Here is a 16,339-nt window from a genome sequence, read left to right as displayed (position 1 = left end):
TCCATGCCCTCGATCCGCTTTCTCATCCCCGCCTTGACCGCGCTGCTGCTGTCGGGCTGCGCGTCCGTCATCCTGGTCGACAACCAGGTGGAGAGCTTCCCGCGCTGGCAGGATCGCGCGGCCAACGCGGCGGTGCCCGCCCCGCCGCAGGTCTACCGGTTCGAGCGTCTGCCCTCGCAGCAACAGGAGCAACGCGCCGGGCGCGGGCAAGATGAGCTGGAGCGCTACGCGGAGGCCGCGCTCGCGAAGTTGGGCTGGACGCGCGCCGCCGCCAACGTGTCGGCCCCTTGGGCCGTGCAGGTGGGCGCCAGCAATGTGCGCCTGCCGCGTGCGCCCTGGGAAGACCCATGGGACACCTGGGGCTGGGGGCCGTACGGTGGCTACCCCTTCGCCATGCCCGGGCGCGACTACGTCGTCACCGGCTCCGGCCAGGTGGTGTTCTTCCCCATGATGGCGCCGCGTTTCGAAACGCCCTACTACCAGCGCTCGGTGTCGCTGGTGATCCGCGACGCCGCGAGCGGGCGTGTGGTGTACGAGACGCGCGCCGCGCACGACGGCCGCTGGAACAGCACGCCGGCGCTGTGGACCGCCATGCTCGACGCGGCGCTGCAGGGCTTCCCCGCGCCGCCCACGGGCGTGCGGCAGGTCAACATCGAAGTGCCGCGCTGAGGCGCGTGCCCCGGCGCAGACCGTTCAGGCGGTCAAACGCCCGCGGTCCGAGGATTCCAGCAGCGCGCCGATGGCCTGGCCCAGCGCGTCCATGTTGTCCTGCTTGGGCAGCACCTCCCGCACACCCAGGGTCGCGGCCTCGGCCATCAGCGCCTCGTTCACGTGGCCGGAGACGATGGCCACCGGCAGCGCCGGGCGCCGGGCCAGCGCGGCGCGCGCCACCTCAAGCCCCGACAGCCCCGGCATGTTCTGATCGGTCACCAGCAGGTCGATCGGTTCGTCGCCGTGTTCGGTCAGCCAGTCGATCGCGGCCTGGCCCGATTCGAAGGTGGTGACGCGCGCCCCGCGCTTGGTCAGCAAACGCCGCACCAGGAACACCAGCGCCTCGTAGTCGTCCACGTACACCAGGTGCCGCCCGTCGAGCGCGGGCAGCGCCGCCGCCTCGGGGGCGGCCTCGGGCTCGTCCACCGACGCGCCATCGGGCGCCAGCGGAAGGTACACGTCGAATCGCGTGCCCCGCCCCGGCGCGCTGTCCAGCGCGATGGCGCCTTTGTGCGCCTTGACGATGCCGTGCACCACGGCCAGCCCCAGGCCCGTGCCGACCCCGGGGGCCTTGGTGGTGAAAAAGGGCTCGAACACGCGCCGCTGCGTTTCCGCGTCCATGCCCGGCCCGTTGTCGGCCACGCTCAGGCAGGCGTAAGCCCCGGGGCTCAGGCCACCGAGTTGCAGCGCCTTCGCGGCGTCGAGAGGCGCTTCGTGCAGCGCCACGGTGATCTCGCCGGCGCGGCCGTCAAAGGCCTGCCAGGCGTTGGTGCACAGGTTCATCAGAACCTGCTGCAGTTGCGTGCCGTCGGCCATCACGGGCAGCGGCGACGCGTCCAGGCGCAGGTTGAGCCGCACACCCGCCGGCAGCAGGGTGCGCATCAGGCGCAGGGCCTCTTCCATCAGTGGCAGCAGCAGGCGCCGCTCCATGGTCTGGGCATCGCGCCGACTGAAGGTGAGGATCTGCTGCACGAGCTGGCGCGCGCGGATCGCCGCGCGATTGATCTCGATCAGGCTTTCCTGCGCGGGGTGCTCGGGACCCACATCCTCGCGCGCCAGCACCAGGTTGCCCAGGATGGCGGCCAGCAGGTTGTTGAAGTCGTGCGCGACGCCACCGGCCAGGGTACCGATGGCTTCCATCTTCTGGCGCTCGCGCAGCTGCGCCTCGAACTGCCGCTGCTGCTCCTCGGCCTGCTTGATTTCGGTGATGTCGGTGTGCGTGCCCACCAGGCGCAGCGGGCGGCCCTGGGCGTCGCGCTGGACCGCGGCACCGCGCGTGAGCACCCAGATCCAGCGCCCATCGCGGGTGCGGATGCGGTGCTCGTTGCGGTAGACGGGCGTGCGTCCCTCGAAATGCGCCTGGCGCGCGGCCACCATGCCGGCCAGATCGTCGGGGTGCGTGCGCTCGTCGAGGTCGGCGGCCACCCCCTGCACGTCGTCGCGCGTGTAACCGTACATCGTGAGCAGGCTGTCGGACAGATACTCCTCGCCCGTCGCCAGGTTCCAGTCCCACACGCCGTCGCCCGCGCTTTCCAGCGCCATCTTCCACAGCGCCTCGCTGCGGTGCAGGGCCTCTTCCATGCGCTTGGGTTCGGTGATGTCGAGCAGCACGCCCACGCGGTGAATGCCTTCCTTGTCGCGGTACGCCTCGCAAGAGCGGTTGTGCACCCATTTCTGCTGGCCGTCCGGCGTCACGATGCGGAACTCGCCCGAGAGCACGGCCTTGCCGGCCAACAGGGCCTGCGTTTCGGCCTGCAGGCGCGGGCGTTCGTCGGGGTGCAACAGGCGAGCGATCACGGTCGGGTCCTGCAGGAAGACGTCCGGCGACACGCCCAGCAACTCGCGCGCTCCCGAGCTCACGTAGCGGTAGCGGCGCGTGCCGTCGTGGTGCACGACCAGCGAAAACACCATGCCGGGGATCTGGTCGGCCAGGGCCTGCATGCGGTCCTGCTGCTCGCGGATGTCGCGCTGCTGCTCCACGCGCTCGGTGATGTCCTCCACCGTGCCTTCGTAGAACAGCACCCGACCATCGGCGTCGCGCACGATGTGCGCGTTCTCGCTGATCCAGGCTCGCTCGCGCGTCTTGTGGCGGTACACCTCGGACACGAACCCCCGCACGTGGCCGTCGCGCTCGAGCAGATGGCGAAAGTCGTCGCGGCGCCGGTAGTCGACATACCACTCGGTGGCGATGTTGCCCACGCCGCCGATGAGTTCGGCCTCGCGCTCATAGCCGTTGAAGCGCACCAGCGCCTCATTGGCCCGGATCATCCGGCCATCGGGGGCGCTGCGGTAAGCGCCGATCGGCAGGAAGTTGAACAGCGAAGAGAAGTCGCCATCGGGCGTGGCCATGCGCGGCATTGTGTCGCAAGGGCCGGTACATTTCATCCCGACCGCCCCTCTCTCCGGGAATACGCTTGCAAGTCACCCGCATACTGGCCGTGCGCCACGGTGAGACCGCCTGGAACCGCGACACGCGCATCCAGGGCCACACCGACATCGACCTCAACGACCACGGCCGCTGGCAGGCCGAACGGCTGGCGCACGCCCTGCGCGACGAGCCCATCGCCGCCATCTACAGCAGCGACCTCAAGCGCGCGCGGATCACCGCCCAGGGCGTGGCCAATACGCGCGAGCTGCCGGTGCACGCGCACATCGGCCTGCGCGAGCGCAGCTTCGGCCGCTTCGAAGGCCACACCTGGGACGAGCTGGAACTGCGCTACCCCACCGAAACGCTGGCCTGGCGCAAGCGCATGCCCGACTTCGCGCCGCCCGGCGGCGAGACCCTGCTGCAACTGCGCGAGCGCGTGGTCGGCACCGCGCTGGACCTGGCCGCGCGCCACCCGGGCGAGCAGATCCTGCTGGTGGCGCACGGCGGCGTGCTGGACGTGCTGTACCGTGCGGCCACCCGGCTGGAGCTGCAGGCGCCGCGCAGCTGGCAATTGGCCAACTGCGCCGTCAACCGCCTGCTGTGGTCCCCCGAAGGCCTGGCCCTGGTGGGTTGGGGCGACGTGAGCCACCTGCAGGTGCCCGACAACGAAGGGGTGCTCGATGAGCGCAACGCCTGAGCGCTTCGCGGGCCTGGTCGGCCAGGGCGTGGCCGCCATCGACACACCCGCGCTGGTGATCGACCTGGACGCCATGGACCGCAACCTGCACCGCATGGCCGACTGGTGCCGGGCGCGCGGACTGCGCCTGCGCCCGCACGCCAAGATGCACAAGTGCGCCGAGCTGGCGAAGCTGCAGATGGCCCACGGCGCGGTGGGCGTGTGTGTCCAGAAGATCGGTGAGGCGCTGGCGCTCGCCGCGGCGGGCGTGACGGACGTCTACGTGAGCAACGAAGTGGTGGACCCGGCCAAGCTGGCGCGGCTGGCGCGCGCCGTGCGCGCGGGCGGCACCCGCTTCGCCATCGCCGTGGACAGCGCGCTGGGCATTGAGCGACTCGCACAAGCCCTGGCGGGGGCCGGCGTGCGAGCGCCAGGCGCGATGGACGTGTTCGTGGAGATCGACGTGGGCCATGGCCGCTGCGGCGCGGCGCCGGGCGAGCCGGCGCTGGCCCTGGCGCGGGCCGTGGCGGCGCACGCCCCGCTGCGCCTGGCGGGCCTTCAGGCCTACCACGGCGCGGCCCAGCACCAGCGCACGCCCCACGAGCGCGCCGCCACCGTGGCGCGCTCCGCCGAGGCCGTGGCGCGCACGCGCGCGCTCATCGAGGGTGCGGGCCTGGTGGTGCCGCTGGTCACCGGCGCGGGCACCGGCACCTTCGTGCACGAGGTGGCCAGCGGCCAGTGGGGCGAGCTGCAGGCGGGCTCCTACCTGTTCATGGACGCCGACTATGCCGCCAACACCGCCGACGGTGATTCGCCCGCCTTCGAGCACGCCCTCTTCGTCAAGGCGCAGGTGATGAGCCGCCCCGAGGGGCGCGCCGTGATCGACGCCGGCCACAAGAGCCATGCCATCGACAGCGGTCTGCCGCGCGTGTGGCTGCCCGAGGGTCTGGACTTCGCCAACGGCGGCGACGAGCACGGCGTGCTGCGCGGCGCCGCCCTGCCCGCGCTGGGCGAGACGGTGTGGCTGGTGCCGGGCCACTGCGATCCCACGGTGAACCTGCACGACGCGATGATCGGCGTGCGCGGTGGGCTGTTGACGGGTCGTGTGGAGCGGGTGCTGCGCGTGGACGCGCGCGGCGCGGTGGACTGAAGCGGGCCGCCACGGCCCACGCTGCTCCGGTCGCTGCCCCCGAGCGGGCCGATCCGCCTTGGGGCCTCGCCGTTCAGGGCCCGAACACGCGGGCCTCCAGGCCCACGTTGCGCACCGTCTCGGCGGCGGCCTCGGCCTGATCGTGGGTGTCGAATGGGCCGACGCGCACACGCGTGAGCGGACCCCGCGCCGACTCCACGGGGTCGGTGCGCACCGGCAGCCCCGCCTGACGCAGTCGGGCCGCCGCGCGCTCGGCGTTGGCAGGGTCGGCAAAGATGCCCACGTTGACCCCATGGCCCTGCCAGCGCGGGCGCGGTGCGTCGGTGCTGGTGGCGGACGCCTGGGCAGGCGAAGCGCTCGGCCGGGTGGCGGGCGCGAGGATCGGTGCCGGTGCCGGTGCCGGTGTCGGTGCCGGCGTGGTTGCCTTGGGCTTGGGTGGTGGGGCTTCCGCGGTGACGGTGCCCGCCACCGACGCGCCGCTGGACGACGCGGAGACCAGGGAGGGCGCGGGCGCCGCGACGACCTCGTCGGACGCCGGCGAAGCGGACGGTGACGCCGGGACGGGCTCCGGCGCTGGCACGGGGGCTGGCGCAGCCGCCTCGGCCATGGTCCGCTCCACCTGCGCCGGTCCGGGGACCGCGGTGGTCGGGGATGCGCCCGTGCGCACACCCAGCGCGAACAACAACCCCACCTGCACCAACAGCGCCAGCACCCAGACCCAGCGCAGCGGCCCGACGCGCTGCAGCAGGCCGCAGGCCTCCTGCACGGTGCGCGCGCGCCGCACGGCGTCCGTCATGCGGCGTCGCACGTCGGCGTGCAACCAGGCGCTGCCCCACCAGCCCGGCACAACCACCGCCAGCACGCCAATCAAGGCGAGCAGGCCCCAACGCACGCCGGCCGGCCAGGCAGCCATCACGCCGCCCGCCCACCACCACAGGCCCAGCGCAGCGGCCAGCGCCACGGCATACAACAGGGCCTGGCGCCACAGGCGCCGGTACAGCAGCCAGTTCAGGTTGAGCCAGGCCGCTGCGTGGTTCCACGACGTCCCTGACATGCCGCGCTCGTCGAACCGCGCGAACACCGGCAGGTAGTGGGCCGTGCGGCCCGCGCCCAGCGCCGCGCGGTACAGGGCCTCGGTGGCACTGACCAGCGCGGCGGTGTCGGGTGGGGCGGCGGTCGGCGGGCTGCTCATGGCGGCTGAAGCGGCTTCAGTCAGCGGCGCCGAACAGGCCACCCTCGGTGCGGGGCGGGTTCACGCCCAGGTGGCGGTAGGCCGCCAGCGTGGCGGTGCGCCCGCGCGGCGTGCGCTGCAGGTAGCCCTGCTGGATGAGATAGGGCTCGATCACGTCCTCGATGGTGTCGCGCTCCTCGCCGATGCTGGCGGCGATGTTGTCCAGGCCCACCGGCCCGCCGTCGAAGCGGTGGATCACGGCCTCCAGCAGCTTGCGGTCCATCAGGTCGAAGCCCTGCGGGTCCACGTCGAGCATGGCCAGCGCACGCTCGGCGATGTCCTTGCTGATGCGGCCACTGCCCTTCACGTCGGCGTAGTCGCGCACACGGCGCAGCAGGCGGTTGGCGATGCGCGGCGTGCCGCGCGAGCGGCGCGCTATCTCGAAGGCGCCGTCCTCGTCGATGGGCGCGTTGAGCAGGCCCGCGCTGCGCCGCACGATGCGCGCGAGCTCCTCGGCGGAATAGAACTCCAGCCGCGCCACGATGCCGAAGCGGTCGCGCAGCGGGTTGGTGAGCATGCCCGCGCGCGTGGTGGCGCCCACCAGGGTGAAAGGCTGCAGGTCGAGCTTGATGCTGCGCGCGGCCGGGCCCTCGCCGATCATGATGTCGATCTGGTAGTCCTCCAGCGCGGGGTAGAGGATCTCCTCCACCACCGGCGAGAGGCGGTGGATCTCGTCGATGAAGAGCACGTCGTTGGGCTCGAGGTTGGTCAGCAGCGCGGCCAGGTCCTTGGGTTTTTCGAGCACGGGGCCACTGGTCTGGCGCAGGTTCACACCCAATTCCTGCGCGATGATGTGCGACAGCGTGGTCTTGCCCAGGCCGGGCGGGCCGAACAGCAGCACATGGTCCAGCGCCTCGGCGCGTTTCTTGGCGGCGCCGATGAAAATCTCGAGCTGCTCGCGCACCTTCATCTGGCCCACGTACTCGTCGAGCAGCTTGGGCCGCAGCGCGCGCTCGATCGCCTCCTCCTTGGGCGAGGTCGCCATCGGCGAGATCACGCGTGGCGCGGGGGCGAAGTCGTCGGTCTGGATGCTCATTTACTTGGCCAGCGCCTTCAGCGCCAGCTTGATGCCATCGGTGACGCCCACGTCCGCCGGCAGCGCCTTCAGCGCGGCGCTGGCGTCCTTTTCGTTGTAGCCCAGCGCCATGAGCGCCTGCTGGATGTCGGTCTGCGCGTCGCTGCGCGTGGCCCCCGCCGGCAGGCCCAGGTCGACGCCGAGCTTGCCCTTGAGTTCGAGCAGCAGGCGCTCGGCCGTTTTCTTGCCGATGCCCGGCACCTTGACGATGCGCCCGGTCTCCTGCGTGCTCACGGCCTGGGCCAGGTCGGTCACCGACAGGCCCGACAGCACCGACAGCGCGGTGCGCGGACCCACGCCGCTGATCTTGATGAGTTGCCGGAAGGCGTCGCGCTCGGCCGTGGTGGCGAAGCCGTAGAGGATCTGCGCGTCCTCGCGCACGACGAAGTGGGTGAGCAGCGACACCTTATCGCCGCTGGCGGGCAGGAGGTAGAAGGTGCTCATGGGCACGTCCACCTCGTAGCCCACGCCGTGGCAGTCCAGCAGGATCTGGGGCGGGTTCTTCTCCAGCAGGGTGCCGGTCAACTTGCCTATCATTCGAGTCCCTCTTGGCGCTTCGCGGGATTATCGGCTTGATTCTCAGACACACCTTCAGCCCACCGGACAACACCCGCATGGCCCACCTGTGCGGGCCACTCGATGCGCACTTGCGCGCCATCGAGTCCGCGCTGCAGGTCAAGGTGGCCCACCGCTTCGAGCAATTCCGCGTCGAAGGCCCCAAAGCCAAGGCGCAGCGCGCCATGGAGGTGATTCAGGCCCTGTACGAGATGGCGCGCGGCCCGATCCCGCCCGAGCAGGTGCAGCTCATGCTCAATGGCAACACCGCGCTGGACAACCCCGGCGAGGACGCGCTGGCCATGCAGACGCGCCGCGGCGAGGTGCGCGGGCGCACGCCCAACCAGGCGCGCTACCTGGAGAACATGGCCGCGCACGACATCACCTTCGGCATCGGCCCGGCCGGCACCGGCAAGACCTACCTGGCCGTGGCCTGCGCGGTGGACGCGCTGGAGCGCAGCGCGGTGCAGCGCATCGTGCTCACCCGCCCGGCGGTGGAGGCGGGCGAGAAGCTGGGCTTCCTGCCCGGCGACCTGGGCCAGAAGGTGGACCCGTACCTGCGCCCGCTGTACGACGCGCTGTACGACCTGATGGGCTTCGACAAGGTGCAGAAGGCCTTCGAACGCCAGCAGATCGAGATCGCGCCGCTGGCCTTCATGCGCGGGCGCACGCTCAACCACGCCTTCGTCATCCTGGACGAAGCGCAGAACACCACGCCCGAGCAGATGAAGATGTTCCTCACGCGCATCGGCTTCGGCAGCAAGGCCGTGGTCACGGGCGACGTGAGCCAGATCGACCTGCCGCGCACGCAGCTCAGCGGCCTGATCGACGCCGAGCGCGTGTTGAAGCGCGTCGATGGCATCGGTTTCACGCGCCTGACCAGCGCCGACGTGGTGCGCCACCCGCTGGTGGCGCGCATCGTCGATGCCTACGAGGCGCGCAGCCCGTCGGCAGAAGAAGCCGAACCGGCCCGCCGCCGCCGCAACACCTGAGGGAGGACCCGCCATGCGTTCGATCGCCATCGCCACCCCGCTCGCCGCCGCCCTGCTGGCGGCCGGCTGCGCGCTGCACCAGCCACCGGCGGCGCGCGGCACCCAGGGCGCCATCCAGGGCCCTGGCTACAGCAGCGAAACGGTGCGCTACCGCTGCGAGGGCGGCGCCGAAATCGAGGTGGCCTACCTCGAGTTCGGCCACGGCGACAGCTTCGCCGCCCTGCACCACCAGGGACGCACCGCGCTGCTCAAGAGCCGGCCCAGTGCCTCGGGCGTGCGCTACGTCGCGCTGGACGAGCAGCACAGCCTGCGCTGGAACACCAAGGGCGACGAAGGTTTCCTGAGTTTCATGGCGGCCGACCACACGGCGCAGGAGCGGGTGCTGCTGGCCAGTTGCAAGTCGCTGCAGTCCCTCAGCGCCGGCAAGGCGGCGAACTGATGGCCCTGCCCGCGCTCACGCTCTCGCTGCAGTTCGCGCGCTTCGACGGCGTGGCCGAGCATCGCGCCGCGCTGCCGCGGTCCTTCGTGGCGCGCTGCCTGCGCCACGCGCTCGACCGCGAGGCCGAACTCACGGTGCGCATCGTCGATGCGGAAGAAGGCCAGGCCCTCAACCGCGACTACCGGGCCCGCGACTACGCCACCAACGTGCTCACCTTCGACTACGCCACCGAGCCCCTGGTGATGGCCGACCTGGTGTTGTGCGCGCCCGTGGTGGCGGCCGAGGCGAAGAAGATGAAGAAGCCCCTGGCCGCGCACTACGCGCACCTGCTGGTGCACGGCGCCCTGCACGCCCAGGGCTGGGACCACGAGACCAGCGAAGCCGACGCCGAGGCCATGGAAGCGCGCGAGCGCCAGATCCTGGCTGCGCTGGGCGAGCCCGATCCGTACGCCCGATCGCGCCACGCGCGCAAGGTCTGAGCGGCGCTCAGTCGCAGCCGTCGGCGCGGCCCCAGCGCTGAACCGGGAAACGCAGGCCGCCGGCGGACAGGTCGCGCTGCGGCGGCGGCACCGCGTCGACGCGGCCCTCGCGCACGGCGTCGAACAGGGCGGCGGCGCCCGGTTGAGATTGGCAGCGCGCGTCCAGCCCCTGGCCGGGCAGGGTGCCCCGCACCGCCCATTCGCCGCGTTCGTCGGCGCGCCAGATGCGCGAGCCGCCATTCCCACGGGCACCCTTCTCCTGGCGCGACAACACCGCGTAGGCATCGGCACCCAGCACCTCGGGCGGCAGGCGCCAGATGAGGCAGGTGCTGGACTCGCAGGAGCCCACACCGCCCTCGCGCGCGAGGGCCTCCAGCAGGGCGGGCGGCGCCACGGCGCCCGCCGGGAACACGGGCAGCCCGCGAAGCATGGCCGACTGGCGCTCGCGGCGCGTGTCGGCGTCGCTCAGCGCGTCACGCGCCAGCGCCTGGCGCGCGGCGGGCACGCCGCCGAACACGGGGTCGTCGGACGCCAGGGCCTGCAGCGCGCGACGGCCGAACACGCCGCCTTCGCGTGCGAGGTAGCGGATGAGGTCCTGCTCATCGCCACTGTCGCTCATCAGCCGCCGCACCTGGTCGTTCACGCTCACGCGGCGCGGGTCGATCGCGCCGCTCAGCAACGACAGAATGCCCACCACGGCCACACCGGCCGCCACCGCGTTGGTGACAGGCACCAGACAGCGCTCGGCACGGCCGGCCCATTCGGCCAGCGCGTTGAGCGCGTAGCCCAGCGCAAACACGGCGATCACGATCGCCACGAACAGGCCCCAGAGGCGATCGACCGTCCAGCCGTACTGGTTGATGCGCAGACCCAGCGCGTAGAGCGCCACCGCCACCATGGGCAGCAGCACCAGCAGGCCTGTGGACAGGGCGCGGCGCAGCCAGCGCGGGTAGCGTGGTTCATCGAGCCCGCCGCGCGAGCTGGCGTTGACCAGCAACACGCTGAGCACCGCGAACCACAGCAGCAGGAAGGCCGCGCGCCGCGTCTGCAACAGGGGCTCGATGCCCTGGAACAGCCAGCTCGCCACGAAGGCCACGCCCAGCGCGCCCGCCAGCGGGTAGATCCAGCCGCAGAGCTGAGTGAGCCGGTCGAACAGGAAGCGCGCCAACGCTCGCTGCGTGACCGCGAGCGACACGCCGTAGGAGAACACCAGCGCGGTGGCGGGAATCCAGAACTCGCCGCGCTCGATGAGTTCGCCCAGAAAGGGCAGGCGCACGAGCTTGAACAGCGCCGCTGCGCTGAACATCACCAGCCAGAACAGCCCGGTGAGGAGCGCGCCCTGCGCGAGCAGCAGGGTGTTGTGCAGCAGCGCGTCGAACCAGGCCTCGTAGCGCACACGTCCCTCGCGCGCCACGGCGGCGGCGGGCACGGCAATCATCAGCGCCAGGCCCAGCACGAAGGTGGGCATGAGGTAGTCGTCCTCGCGGAAGGGCCCGGGCGTGGGCCCGCTGGCCGCCAGCCCGCTCACGGTGAGCCCGTGGTACGCGCCAATGGCCAGGGCAACGGCGCTCACGCCCAATGCAATGGCCACGCGGCGGCGCAGCGGAGCCGCGCTGGCGAGGTAAAAGCCCAGCGGCGCAAGCGCCATGAGAAGGAACAGCGGCACGAAGACCGCGGCCTCGGTGGCGGGCCAGGCACCTTGGCGGGAGGTCACGTACAGGGTGTAGGCCAGCGCGGCCTGCAAGGCACCCGTGACGAGGTGGGCGCGGGCTTCGGGCTCGGGAGTCGGGGTCGTCGGTGGGGTCGTCATGCGTTCCTGCTGATGTCGCGCCGGCGCGTCAGGCCGTCAAGCGCATCGGAATCGTCACCGGCCCGTCGTTCACCAGGTGCACCTGCATGTCGGCGCCGAAGCGGCCGGTGGCCACCTGGGGGTGCGCGGCGCGCGCGGCGGCCACGAAGGCATCGTAGAGCGATTCACCGAGCGTGGGCGGTGCGGCGTTGGTGAAACCTGGGCGGTTGCCGCCCGTGGTGTCGGCCGCCAGGGTGAACTGGCTGACGATGAGCAGGCCGCCACCCACGTCCTGCACGCTGCGGTTCATCTTGCCCGCGTCGTCGGCAAAGATGCGCAGCTTCAAGACCTTGTTGAGCAGCTTCAGGCCCAGGGCCTCGGTGTCGGCGGGCTCGGCGCACACCAGCACCAGCAGGCCGGGGCCGATGGCGCCGACGGTCTGTCCCTCGATATTGACACGGGCCTCACTCACGCGTTGCAGCAGGGCAATCACATCGGGTCCTTTTCATCTTGTTCGACAGCCAGCGCCTCCACATTGGTCGGCAGCAGCTGGATGCTGGCGCGCAGACCAGGCACAGCCTGCATCAACGCCTGCTCCACCTCGGCGCGCAGCGCGGCGGCGCGGCCCAGCGGCCAAGTGGCGGGCAGGTGCATGTGCAGGTCCACGAAGCGGCGTTGGCCGGCCTTGCGCGTGCTGATGTGGTCGAACCGGGCGGAGGCGAAGCCCGCCAGCGTGCGTTCGATGGTGGCCTGCAGATCGGGGTCGAGCGCCTCGTCCATGAGACCCTGAGAGGCACGCCAGACCAGGCGAACACCCTCACGCAGGATGTTCAATGCCACCAGGATGGCGACCACCGGATCGAGCCACAGCCATCCCGTGAACCCCACGATCGCAATGCCCACGACCACACCGACCGAAGTCCAGACGTCGGTGAAGAGGTGGCGCGCGTCGCCTTCCAGCGCGACCGACCGGTGCCGGCGCGAGGCGCGCAGCATCACCGTGGCCAGGGCCGCGTTGAGCGCGGTGCTCAGCAGGGTGAGCAGCAGGCCCAGGTCGAGTTGCTGCAGCGGCTGGGGCTCCAGTAGCCGGGCGACGGCGGCCCAGATGATGGCCACGGCCGCCACCACGATGAGCACGCCCTCGAAACCCGAGGAGAAGTACTCGGCCTTGTGGTGACCGTAGGGGTGGTCGTGGTCGGCCGGGCGCGCGGCGATGGTGACCATGAGCAGGCCGAAGCTGGCGCCCGCGAGGTTGACCAGCGCCTCCAGCGCGTCGGACAGCAAGCCGACCGAGCCGGTGAGCCACCAGGCCGCGGTCTTCAGGCCGATGGTGAGCAAGGCCACCGCGATCGAGGCCTGAAGCAGGCGGCGCGGCGTGAGTCGGTCGAGCAGCGGGGTGGTCACGCGCGGGATTGTGGCGCAGGGCCGCTGAACCATGGTTCATCAGACGTTGCAGAATCGCCGCCATGCAATCCGCGTGGACGTCCCGCTTGGGCTGGATCGCGGCAGGCCTGGTCCTGTCGCTGCTGGGGGCGTGGCTCATCGCGCAGCGCGGCCTGGAAGCGCAGCGTGCCGCCTTCGAGACCGACGCGCGCATCGTGCACCGGCTGCTGAGCCAGCAGGTGGTGCAGCACGACGCGGTGCTCTCGACCCTGGCCCTGCTTGAGCCCGAACGCAGCGAGGCGCTGCCGCGTTTGAGCGCCATCCACCCGCGCCTGTTGAGCGTGCTGGCGCGCGCCCCGGGTGGCGCCTGGGCCGATGCCGCGCTGTCGCGCGCCGAGGCGGCCTCACGAGCCAGTGGCGCCAGTGGCCGCGCGGCCATGGCCGAAGGGGATCTGGCCAGCGGCCGCTACACACTGGTGCTGGGCGCGGGCGACGGTGCCTACGCGCTGGTGATCGCGCTCGATGGTCTCGTGCCTGAAGCCGACTGGCCCATGGACCGCGCGAGCAGCCCGGTGCGCGTGGCCTTGCAGTGGAACGGGCAGTCGCTCCCACTACAGGCGGGCCGCCCGCTCGATCGCGGCTGGCGCTTCGACTTCGACAAGGTGGTGGCCGCCGAAAGCCAGCCCTTTCACGTGGTGGCCACGCGCTGGGTCGGCTGGGGCGAACTGCCCTGGCTGGGCATGGCCACGTGGGTGCTGGCCGTGCTGGCCGGCCTGGCCTTGCTGGCGCACGCGCTGCGCCTGCGCGAGGCACGCCAGCGCGCCGAGGCCCTGCTGCGCCTTGGCCAGCTCGGCCGGCTCAACGCCATGGGCGAGTTCGCGGCTGGCCTGGCACACGAGCTGAACCAGCCACTGACCGCCGTGCTGGCCAGCACACAGGCCGCGCAGCGCCTGCTGGCCGATGAGCCACCCGCGCTGGACACCGCGCGCGAGGCCATGGGCCGCGCCAGCGCGCAGGCGCGCCGCGCGGCCGAGGTGCTGGCGCGTCTGCGGCGCGGCCTCGAACCTCCAGCCGGCGCGGCGGCGAGCCAGGCGCTCGACCTCGGCGCCTGCGTGCGCGAGGCCCTGCACCTGCTGCAGCCCGAAATCGACCGGCGCGGCGTGGCCGTGCGCTGGCTCTCGAGCGATCCGGTGGTGGTGCGCGCCGATCCGGTCGCGATCGATCAGATCGTTCACAACCTGATCGCCAACGCGCTGCAGGCCATGGACCGCCAGGCCAATGGTCCGCGTGAACTGCGCCTGTCCGTGCGCCGCGAGGGCGAACGCGCCGTGCTCGACGTGGCCGACACCGGCCCGGGCCTGCCACCCGAAGTACTGCCGCGCCTGTTCGAACCTTTTTTCAGCACGCGCGAGGGCGGCCTCGGCCTGGGTCTTACGCTGAGCGAATCGCTCGCGCAGGCGCAGGGCGGGCGGCTCGGCGCGGGTGCCGCGCCCGGCGGTGGCGCACTGTTCTCGCTGAACCTGCCGCGTGACAGCGACACATGAGCACCACCAGCGACGCCCTCTCCCCCACCGTGCACCTTATCGACGACGACGAGGCCGTGCGCGAGAGCCTGGCCCTGCTGATCGGCACCGTGGGCCTGCGCGTGGTGACCTGGGCCGACCCGCGCGCCTTCCTCGCGGGCTTCGAGCGCGAGGGCATCGGCGCCATCGTCCTTGACGTGCGCATGCCCGGCATCAGCGGCCTGAGCGTGCTCGACACCCTGGTGGCCGAGAGCGTGGACCAGCCGGTGATCATGCTCACCGGCCACGGCACGGTGGACATGTGCCGCCGCGCCTTCAAGGCCGGGGCGGCCGAGTTCCTGGAAAAGCCGGTGGACGACGAGGCCCTGATCGAGGCCTTGCAGCAGGCCGTGCGCCAGCACGTGCACCTGCGCCAGCGTACGCAGACCGACCGCGCCGCGCGCGAGCGGCTGCAGCAGCTCTCGCCGCGCGAGCGCGAGGTGCTGGCGCGGATCATCGAGGGCCTGAGCAACAAGGCCATCGCGCGCGCGCTCGACCTGTCGCCGCGAACCGTGGAAACGCACCGCGCCCACGTGTTCGAGAAGCTGGGGGCGGACTCGCTCGCCCAGCTCGTGCGCGGCTACGCCGCGCTGGTGAACGAACCGGGCACCGCGTAGTTCTACGGAGTCCCGCGCGTAGCCGCGCGAATGGCGCGTGCTGGGCGCGATTCCTACAGTGCGGACACGGTTGATCGAACCGCAACGCCCCCACGGAGACCCGCTTCATGAACACCCCCATCCGCGCCACCCTGGCCCTCGCACTCATCGGCGCCGGCGCCCTCGCCCAGGCACAGACTCCGGGCAGCGGCGCTGTCCTCAGCGAACGCAACGTTTCGCTGGCGCTGGCCAACCAGATCGCCGCCGCCACCGTGGCCGCCTGCAGCGCCGGTGGCTACAACGTGACCGCCACCGTGGTGGACCGCGCCGGCCACGTGCGCGCCATGCAGCGCGCCGACAATGCCGGCCCGCACACCCTGGAGGCCAGCCGCCTCAAAGCCTACACCTCGGCCTCGGCTCGCAACACCACCCTGGCCATGATGGAGGCCTCGCAGAAGAACCCCGCCGCCGCCAACCTGAAGGACATCCCCGGCTACCTGCTGCTCGGCGGCGGCGTGCCGGTGCGCGCGGGCAACGAGGTGATCGGCGCGGTGGGCGTGGGCGGCGCGCCCGGCGGCCACCTTGACGAGCAGTGCGCCATGGCCGCGCTGGAACAGGTGAAGGCGGCCTTGCAATGAAACGCCGCGCGCTGCTCTTGCTGGCGCTGGCCACCGCGTTCGCCGGTGCCGCGCGGGCCCAGGTGCCGCCTTCGCCCGGCGAGGTCGCGGCCTACCAGGGCCTGCACGCCGCGGCGCAGCGCGGCGATGTGGCCACCATCGCCCGCTTGCTGCAATCGGGCGCGGCCATCGACGCCACCGACGGCGCCGGCCGCACGCCGCTGCACGTGGCCACCTTCGCGCGCCAGCGCGAGGCAGTACAGGCCCTGTTGAAGGCCGGTGCGAACCACGCCACGCTGGAGCATGGCCGCTACGACGCCGTCACCATCGCCTCGGTGGCCGACGACGAGGCCACGCTGCGGATCCTGCTCGCCAACGGCGCGAGCGCGAAGCTGGTGACCAGCCGCTACGACGGCACCGCGCTGATCGCGGCGGCGCATCTGGGGCATGAGGGCGTGGTGAAGCAGCTCATCGCGGCCGGCGCACCGCTGGATCACGTCAACAACCTGCACTGGACAGCCGTCATCGAGTCCATCGTGCTCGGCGACGGCGGGCCGAGGCACCAGGCCACGCTCAAGGCCCTGATCGAGGCCGGCGCCAACCTGCAGTTGGCCGACCGCAGTGGTCGCACGCCCCTGGCGCTGGCCCGCTCGCGCGGCTACGCCGCCATGGTCGCCATGCTGGAGCAAGCTGGGGCCCGCTGAGCCGGCGTTTCG

17 protein-coding genes are annotated in these 16,339 nt (G+C 71.8%); 10 read left to right on the top strand and 7 right to left on the bottom strand.

Annotated elements, in window-relative coordinates; all coding sequences use genetic code 11:
- The first annotated feature begins 3 nt into the window (after positions 1-3).
- Positions 4-669 (top strand): DUF4136 domain-containing protein, encoded by a 666-nt coding sequence (locus BN948_RS03015; protein ID WP_009516703.1) that lies wholly within the window; start codon positions 4-6, stop codon positions 667-669.
- A gap of 24 nt (positions 670-693) precedes the next feature.
- Here the strand turns inward: BN948_RS03015 and BN948_RS25455 are convergent, their stop codons facing one another.
- Positions 694-3,060, bottom strand: a complete 2,367-nt coding sequence (locus BN948_RS25455; RefSeq protein WP_158515822.1) for a hybrid sensor histidine kinase/response regulator — start codon at positions 3,058-3,060, stop codon at positions 694-696.
- Positions 3,061-3,125: 65 nt separating this feature from the next.
- On the opposite strand from BN948_RS25455, the gene BN948_RS03005 reads away from it, so the two are divergent.
- Together BN948_RS03005 and BN948_RS03000 are read left to right on the top strand one after the other, a co-directional pair.
- Complete coding sequence (locus tag BN948_RS03005) at positions 3,126-3,776, top strand: histidine phosphatase family protein (RefSeq protein WP_009516701.1); 651 nt, start codon at positions 3,126-3,128, stop codon at positions 3,774-3,776.
- Positions 3,760-4,905 carry a DSD1 family PLP-dependent enzyme gene (locus BN948_RS03000; RefSeq protein WP_009516700.1) on the top strand — a complete coding sequence of 382 codons (1,146 nt, stop codon included), beginning with the start codon at positions 3,760-3,762 and terminating at the stop codon, positions 4,903-4,905. Before BN948_RS03005 ends, BN948_RS03000 begins: the two co-directional genes overlap by 17 nt.
- 73 nt (positions 4,906-4,978) lie before the next feature.
- On the opposite strand, the gene BN948_RS02995 is transcribed toward BN948_RS03000, so the two are convergent.
- The 3 genes from BN948_RS02995 to ruvA are packed head-to-tail and all read right to left on the bottom strand — an operon-like array spanning position 4,979 to position 7,748.
- Positions 4,979-6,097 (bottom strand): SPOR domain-containing protein, encoded by a 1,119-nt coding sequence (locus BN948_RS02995; protein WP_009516699.1) that lies wholly within the window; start codon positions 6,095-6,097, stop codon positions 4,979-4,981.
- A 16-nt stretch (positions 6,098-6,113) separates the two neighbouring features.
- A complete protein-coding gene (ruvB, locus tag BN948_RS02990; protein WP_009516698.1) occupies positions 6,114-7,172 on the bottom strand; it encodes a Holliday junction branch migration DNA helicase RuvB in 1,059 nt (352 codons plus the stop codon).
- The gene (gene ruvA / locus BN948_RS02985; RefSeq protein ID WP_009516697.1) at positions 7,173-7,748 is read right to left on the bottom strand and encodes a Holliday junction branch migration protein RuvA; all 576 of its coding nucleotides are present in this window, start codon (positions 7,746-7,748) and stop codon (positions 7,173-7,175) included.
- A gap of 35 nt (positions 7,749-7,783) precedes the next feature.
- Between ruvA and BN948_RS02980 the strand changes: the two genes are divergently transcribed.
- Genes BN948_RS02980 through ybeY form a run of 3 tightly spaced genes read left to right on the top strand, consistent with a single transcriptional unit; the run spans position 7,784 to position 9,676 of the window.
- The gene (locus BN948_RS02980) at positions 7,784-8,758 is read left to right on the top strand and encodes a PhoH family protein (RefSeq protein WP_035620397.1); all 975 of its coding nucleotides are present in this window, start codon (positions 7,784-7,786) and stop codon (positions 8,756-8,758) included.
- A gap of 13 nt (positions 8,759-8,771) precedes the next feature.
- Positions 8,772-9,197 (top strand): MliC family protein, encoded by a 426-nt coding sequence (locus tag BN948_RS02975; RefSeq protein WP_009516695.1) that lies wholly within the window; start codon positions 8,772-8,774, stop codon positions 9,195-9,197.
- Positions 9,197-9,676, top strand: coding sequence for an rRNA maturation RNase YbeY (ybeY, locus tag BN948_RS02970; protein ID WP_009516694.1), 480 nt, complete (start codon positions 9,197-9,199; stop codon positions 9,674-9,676). Before BN948_RS02975 ends, ybeY begins: the two co-directional genes overlap by 1 nt.
- A gap of 7 nt (positions 9,677-9,683) precedes the next feature.
- Here ybeY and BN948_RS02965 read toward each other — a convergent pair whose 3' ends face one another.
- From BN948_RS02965 to BN948_RS02955, 3 genes are read right to left on the bottom strand one after another with little or no spacing between them, the layout of a single operon-like run.
- On the bottom strand, positions 9,684-11,486 hold the full coding sequence (locus BN948_RS02965; protein ID WP_009516693.1) for a DUF4153 domain-containing protein: 1,803 nt from the start codon (positions 11,484-11,486) through the stop codon (positions 9,684-9,686).
- A 28-nt stretch (positions 11,487-11,514) separates the two neighbouring features.
- Positions 11,515-11,958: a D-aminoacyl-tRNA deacylase gene (gene dtd / locus BN948_RS02960; protein WP_009516692.1), complete on the bottom strand. Its 444-nt coding sequence runs from the start codon at positions 11,956-11,958 to the stop codon at positions 11,515-11,517.
- A complete protein-coding gene (locus BN948_RS02955; protein WP_009516691.1) occupies positions 11,955-12,902 on the bottom strand; it encodes a cation diffusion facilitator family transporter in 948 nt (315 codons plus the stop codon). Before BN948_RS02955 ends, dtd begins: the two co-directional genes overlap by 4 nt.
- A 29-nt stretch (positions 12,903-12,931) precedes the next feature.
- Between BN948_RS02955 and BN948_RS02950 the strand changes: the two genes are divergently transcribed.
- The 4 genes from BN948_RS02950 to BN948_RS02935 all read left to right on the top strand — a co-directional run bounded on the left by BN948_RS02950 (position 12,932) and on the right by BN948_RS02935 (position 16,327).
- The gene (locus BN948_RS02950) at positions 12,932-14,392 is read left to right on the top strand and encodes a sensor histidine kinase (protein ID WP_009516690.1); all 1,461 of its coding nucleotides are present in this window, start codon (positions 12,932-12,934) and stop codon (positions 14,390-14,392) included.
- Entirely contained in the window at positions 14,389-15,027 is a 639-nt protein-coding gene (locus tag BN948_RS02945; RefSeq protein ID WP_009516689.1) for a response regulator transcription factor, read from the top strand. The genes BN948_RS02950 and BN948_RS02945 overlap by 4 nt, the downstream gene beginning before the upstream one ends.
- 107 nt (positions 15,028-15,134) lie before the next feature.
- Positions 15,135-15,644: a GlcG/HbpS family heme-binding protein gene (locus tag BN948_RS02940; protein ID WP_009516688.1), complete on the top strand. Its 510-nt coding sequence runs from the start codon at positions 15,135-15,137 to the stop codon at positions 15,642-15,644.
- Positions 15,641-16,327, top strand: a complete 687-nt coding sequence (locus tag BN948_RS02935) for an ankyrin repeat domain-containing protein (protein ID WP_009516687.1) — start codon at positions 15,641-15,643, stop codon at positions 16,325-16,327. The genes BN948_RS02940 and BN948_RS02935 overlap by 4 nt, the downstream gene beginning before the upstream one ends.
- Positions 16,328-16,339: the final 12 nt, after the last annotated feature.

Origin of the sequence: Hydrogenophaga intermedia (assembly GCF_000723405.1) — a bacterium.
Taxonomy (GTDB): Bacteria; Pseudomonadota; Gammaproteobacteria; order Burkholderiales; family Burkholderiaceae_C; genus Hydrogenophaga; species Hydrogenophaga intermedia.
Note: the sequence above shows the minus strand (reverse complement) of the source record. Positions and strands in the feature narration are given on the sequence as shown.

Excerpts from the sequence above, each read along its gene's own strand:
- BN948_RS03015 (WP_009516703.1), top strand. The coding sequence starts at position 4 with ATGCCCTCGATCCGCTTTCTCATCCCCGCCTTGACCGCGCTGCTGCTG.
- BN948_RS25455 (WP_158515822.1), bottom strand. The coding sequence starts at position 3,060 with ATGGCCACGCCCGATGGCGACTTCTCTTCGCTGTTCAACTTCCTGCCG.
- BN948_RS03000 (WP_009516700.1), top strand. The coding sequence starts at position 3,760 with ATGAGCGCAACGCCTGAGCGCTTCGCGGGCCTGGTCGGCCAGGGCGTG.
- BN948_RS02995 (WP_009516699.1), bottom strand. The coding sequence starts at position 6,097 with ATGAGCAGCCCGCCGACCGCCGCCCCACCCGACACCGCCGCGCTGGTC.
- ruvB (WP_009516698.1), bottom strand. The coding sequence starts at position 7,172 with ATGAGCATCCAGACCGACGACTTCGCCCCCGCGCCACGCGTGATCTCG.
- ruvA (WP_009516697.1), bottom strand. The coding sequence starts at position 7,748 with ATGATAGGCAAGTTGACCGGCACCCTGCTGGAGAAGAACCCGCCCCAG.
- BN948_RS02975 (WP_009516695.1), top strand. The coding sequence starts at position 8,772 with ATGCGTTCGATCGCCATCGCCACCCCGCTCGCCGCCGCCCTGCTGGCG.
- ybeY (WP_009516694.1), top strand. The coding sequence starts at position 9,197 with ATGGCCCTGCCCGCGCTCACGCTCTCGCTGCAGTTCGCGCGCTTCGAC.
- BN948_RS02965 (WP_009516693.1), bottom strand. The coding sequence starts at position 11,486 with ATGACGACCCCACCGACGACCCCGACTCCCGAGCCCGAAGCCCGCGCC.
- BN948_RS02955 (WP_009516691.1), bottom strand. The coding sequence starts at position 12,902 with ATGGTTCAGCGGCCCTGCGCCACAATCCCGCGCGTGACCACCCCGCTG.
- BN948_RS02950 (WP_009516690.1), top strand. The coding sequence starts at position 12,932 with ATGCAATCCGCGTGGACGTCCCGCTTGGGCTGGATCGCGGCAGGCCTG.
- BN948_RS02945 (WP_009516689.1), top strand. The coding sequence starts at position 14,389 with ATGAGCACCACCAGCGACGCCCTCTCCCCCACCGTGCACCTTATCGAC.
- BN948_RS02940 (WP_009516688.1), top strand. The coding sequence starts at position 15,135 with ATGAACACCCCCATCCGCGCCACCCTGGCCCTCGCACTCATCGGCGCC.
- BN948_RS02935 (WP_009516687.1), top strand. The coding sequence starts at position 15,641 with ATGAAACGCCGCGCGCTGCTCTTGCTGGCGCTGGCCACCGCGTTCGCC.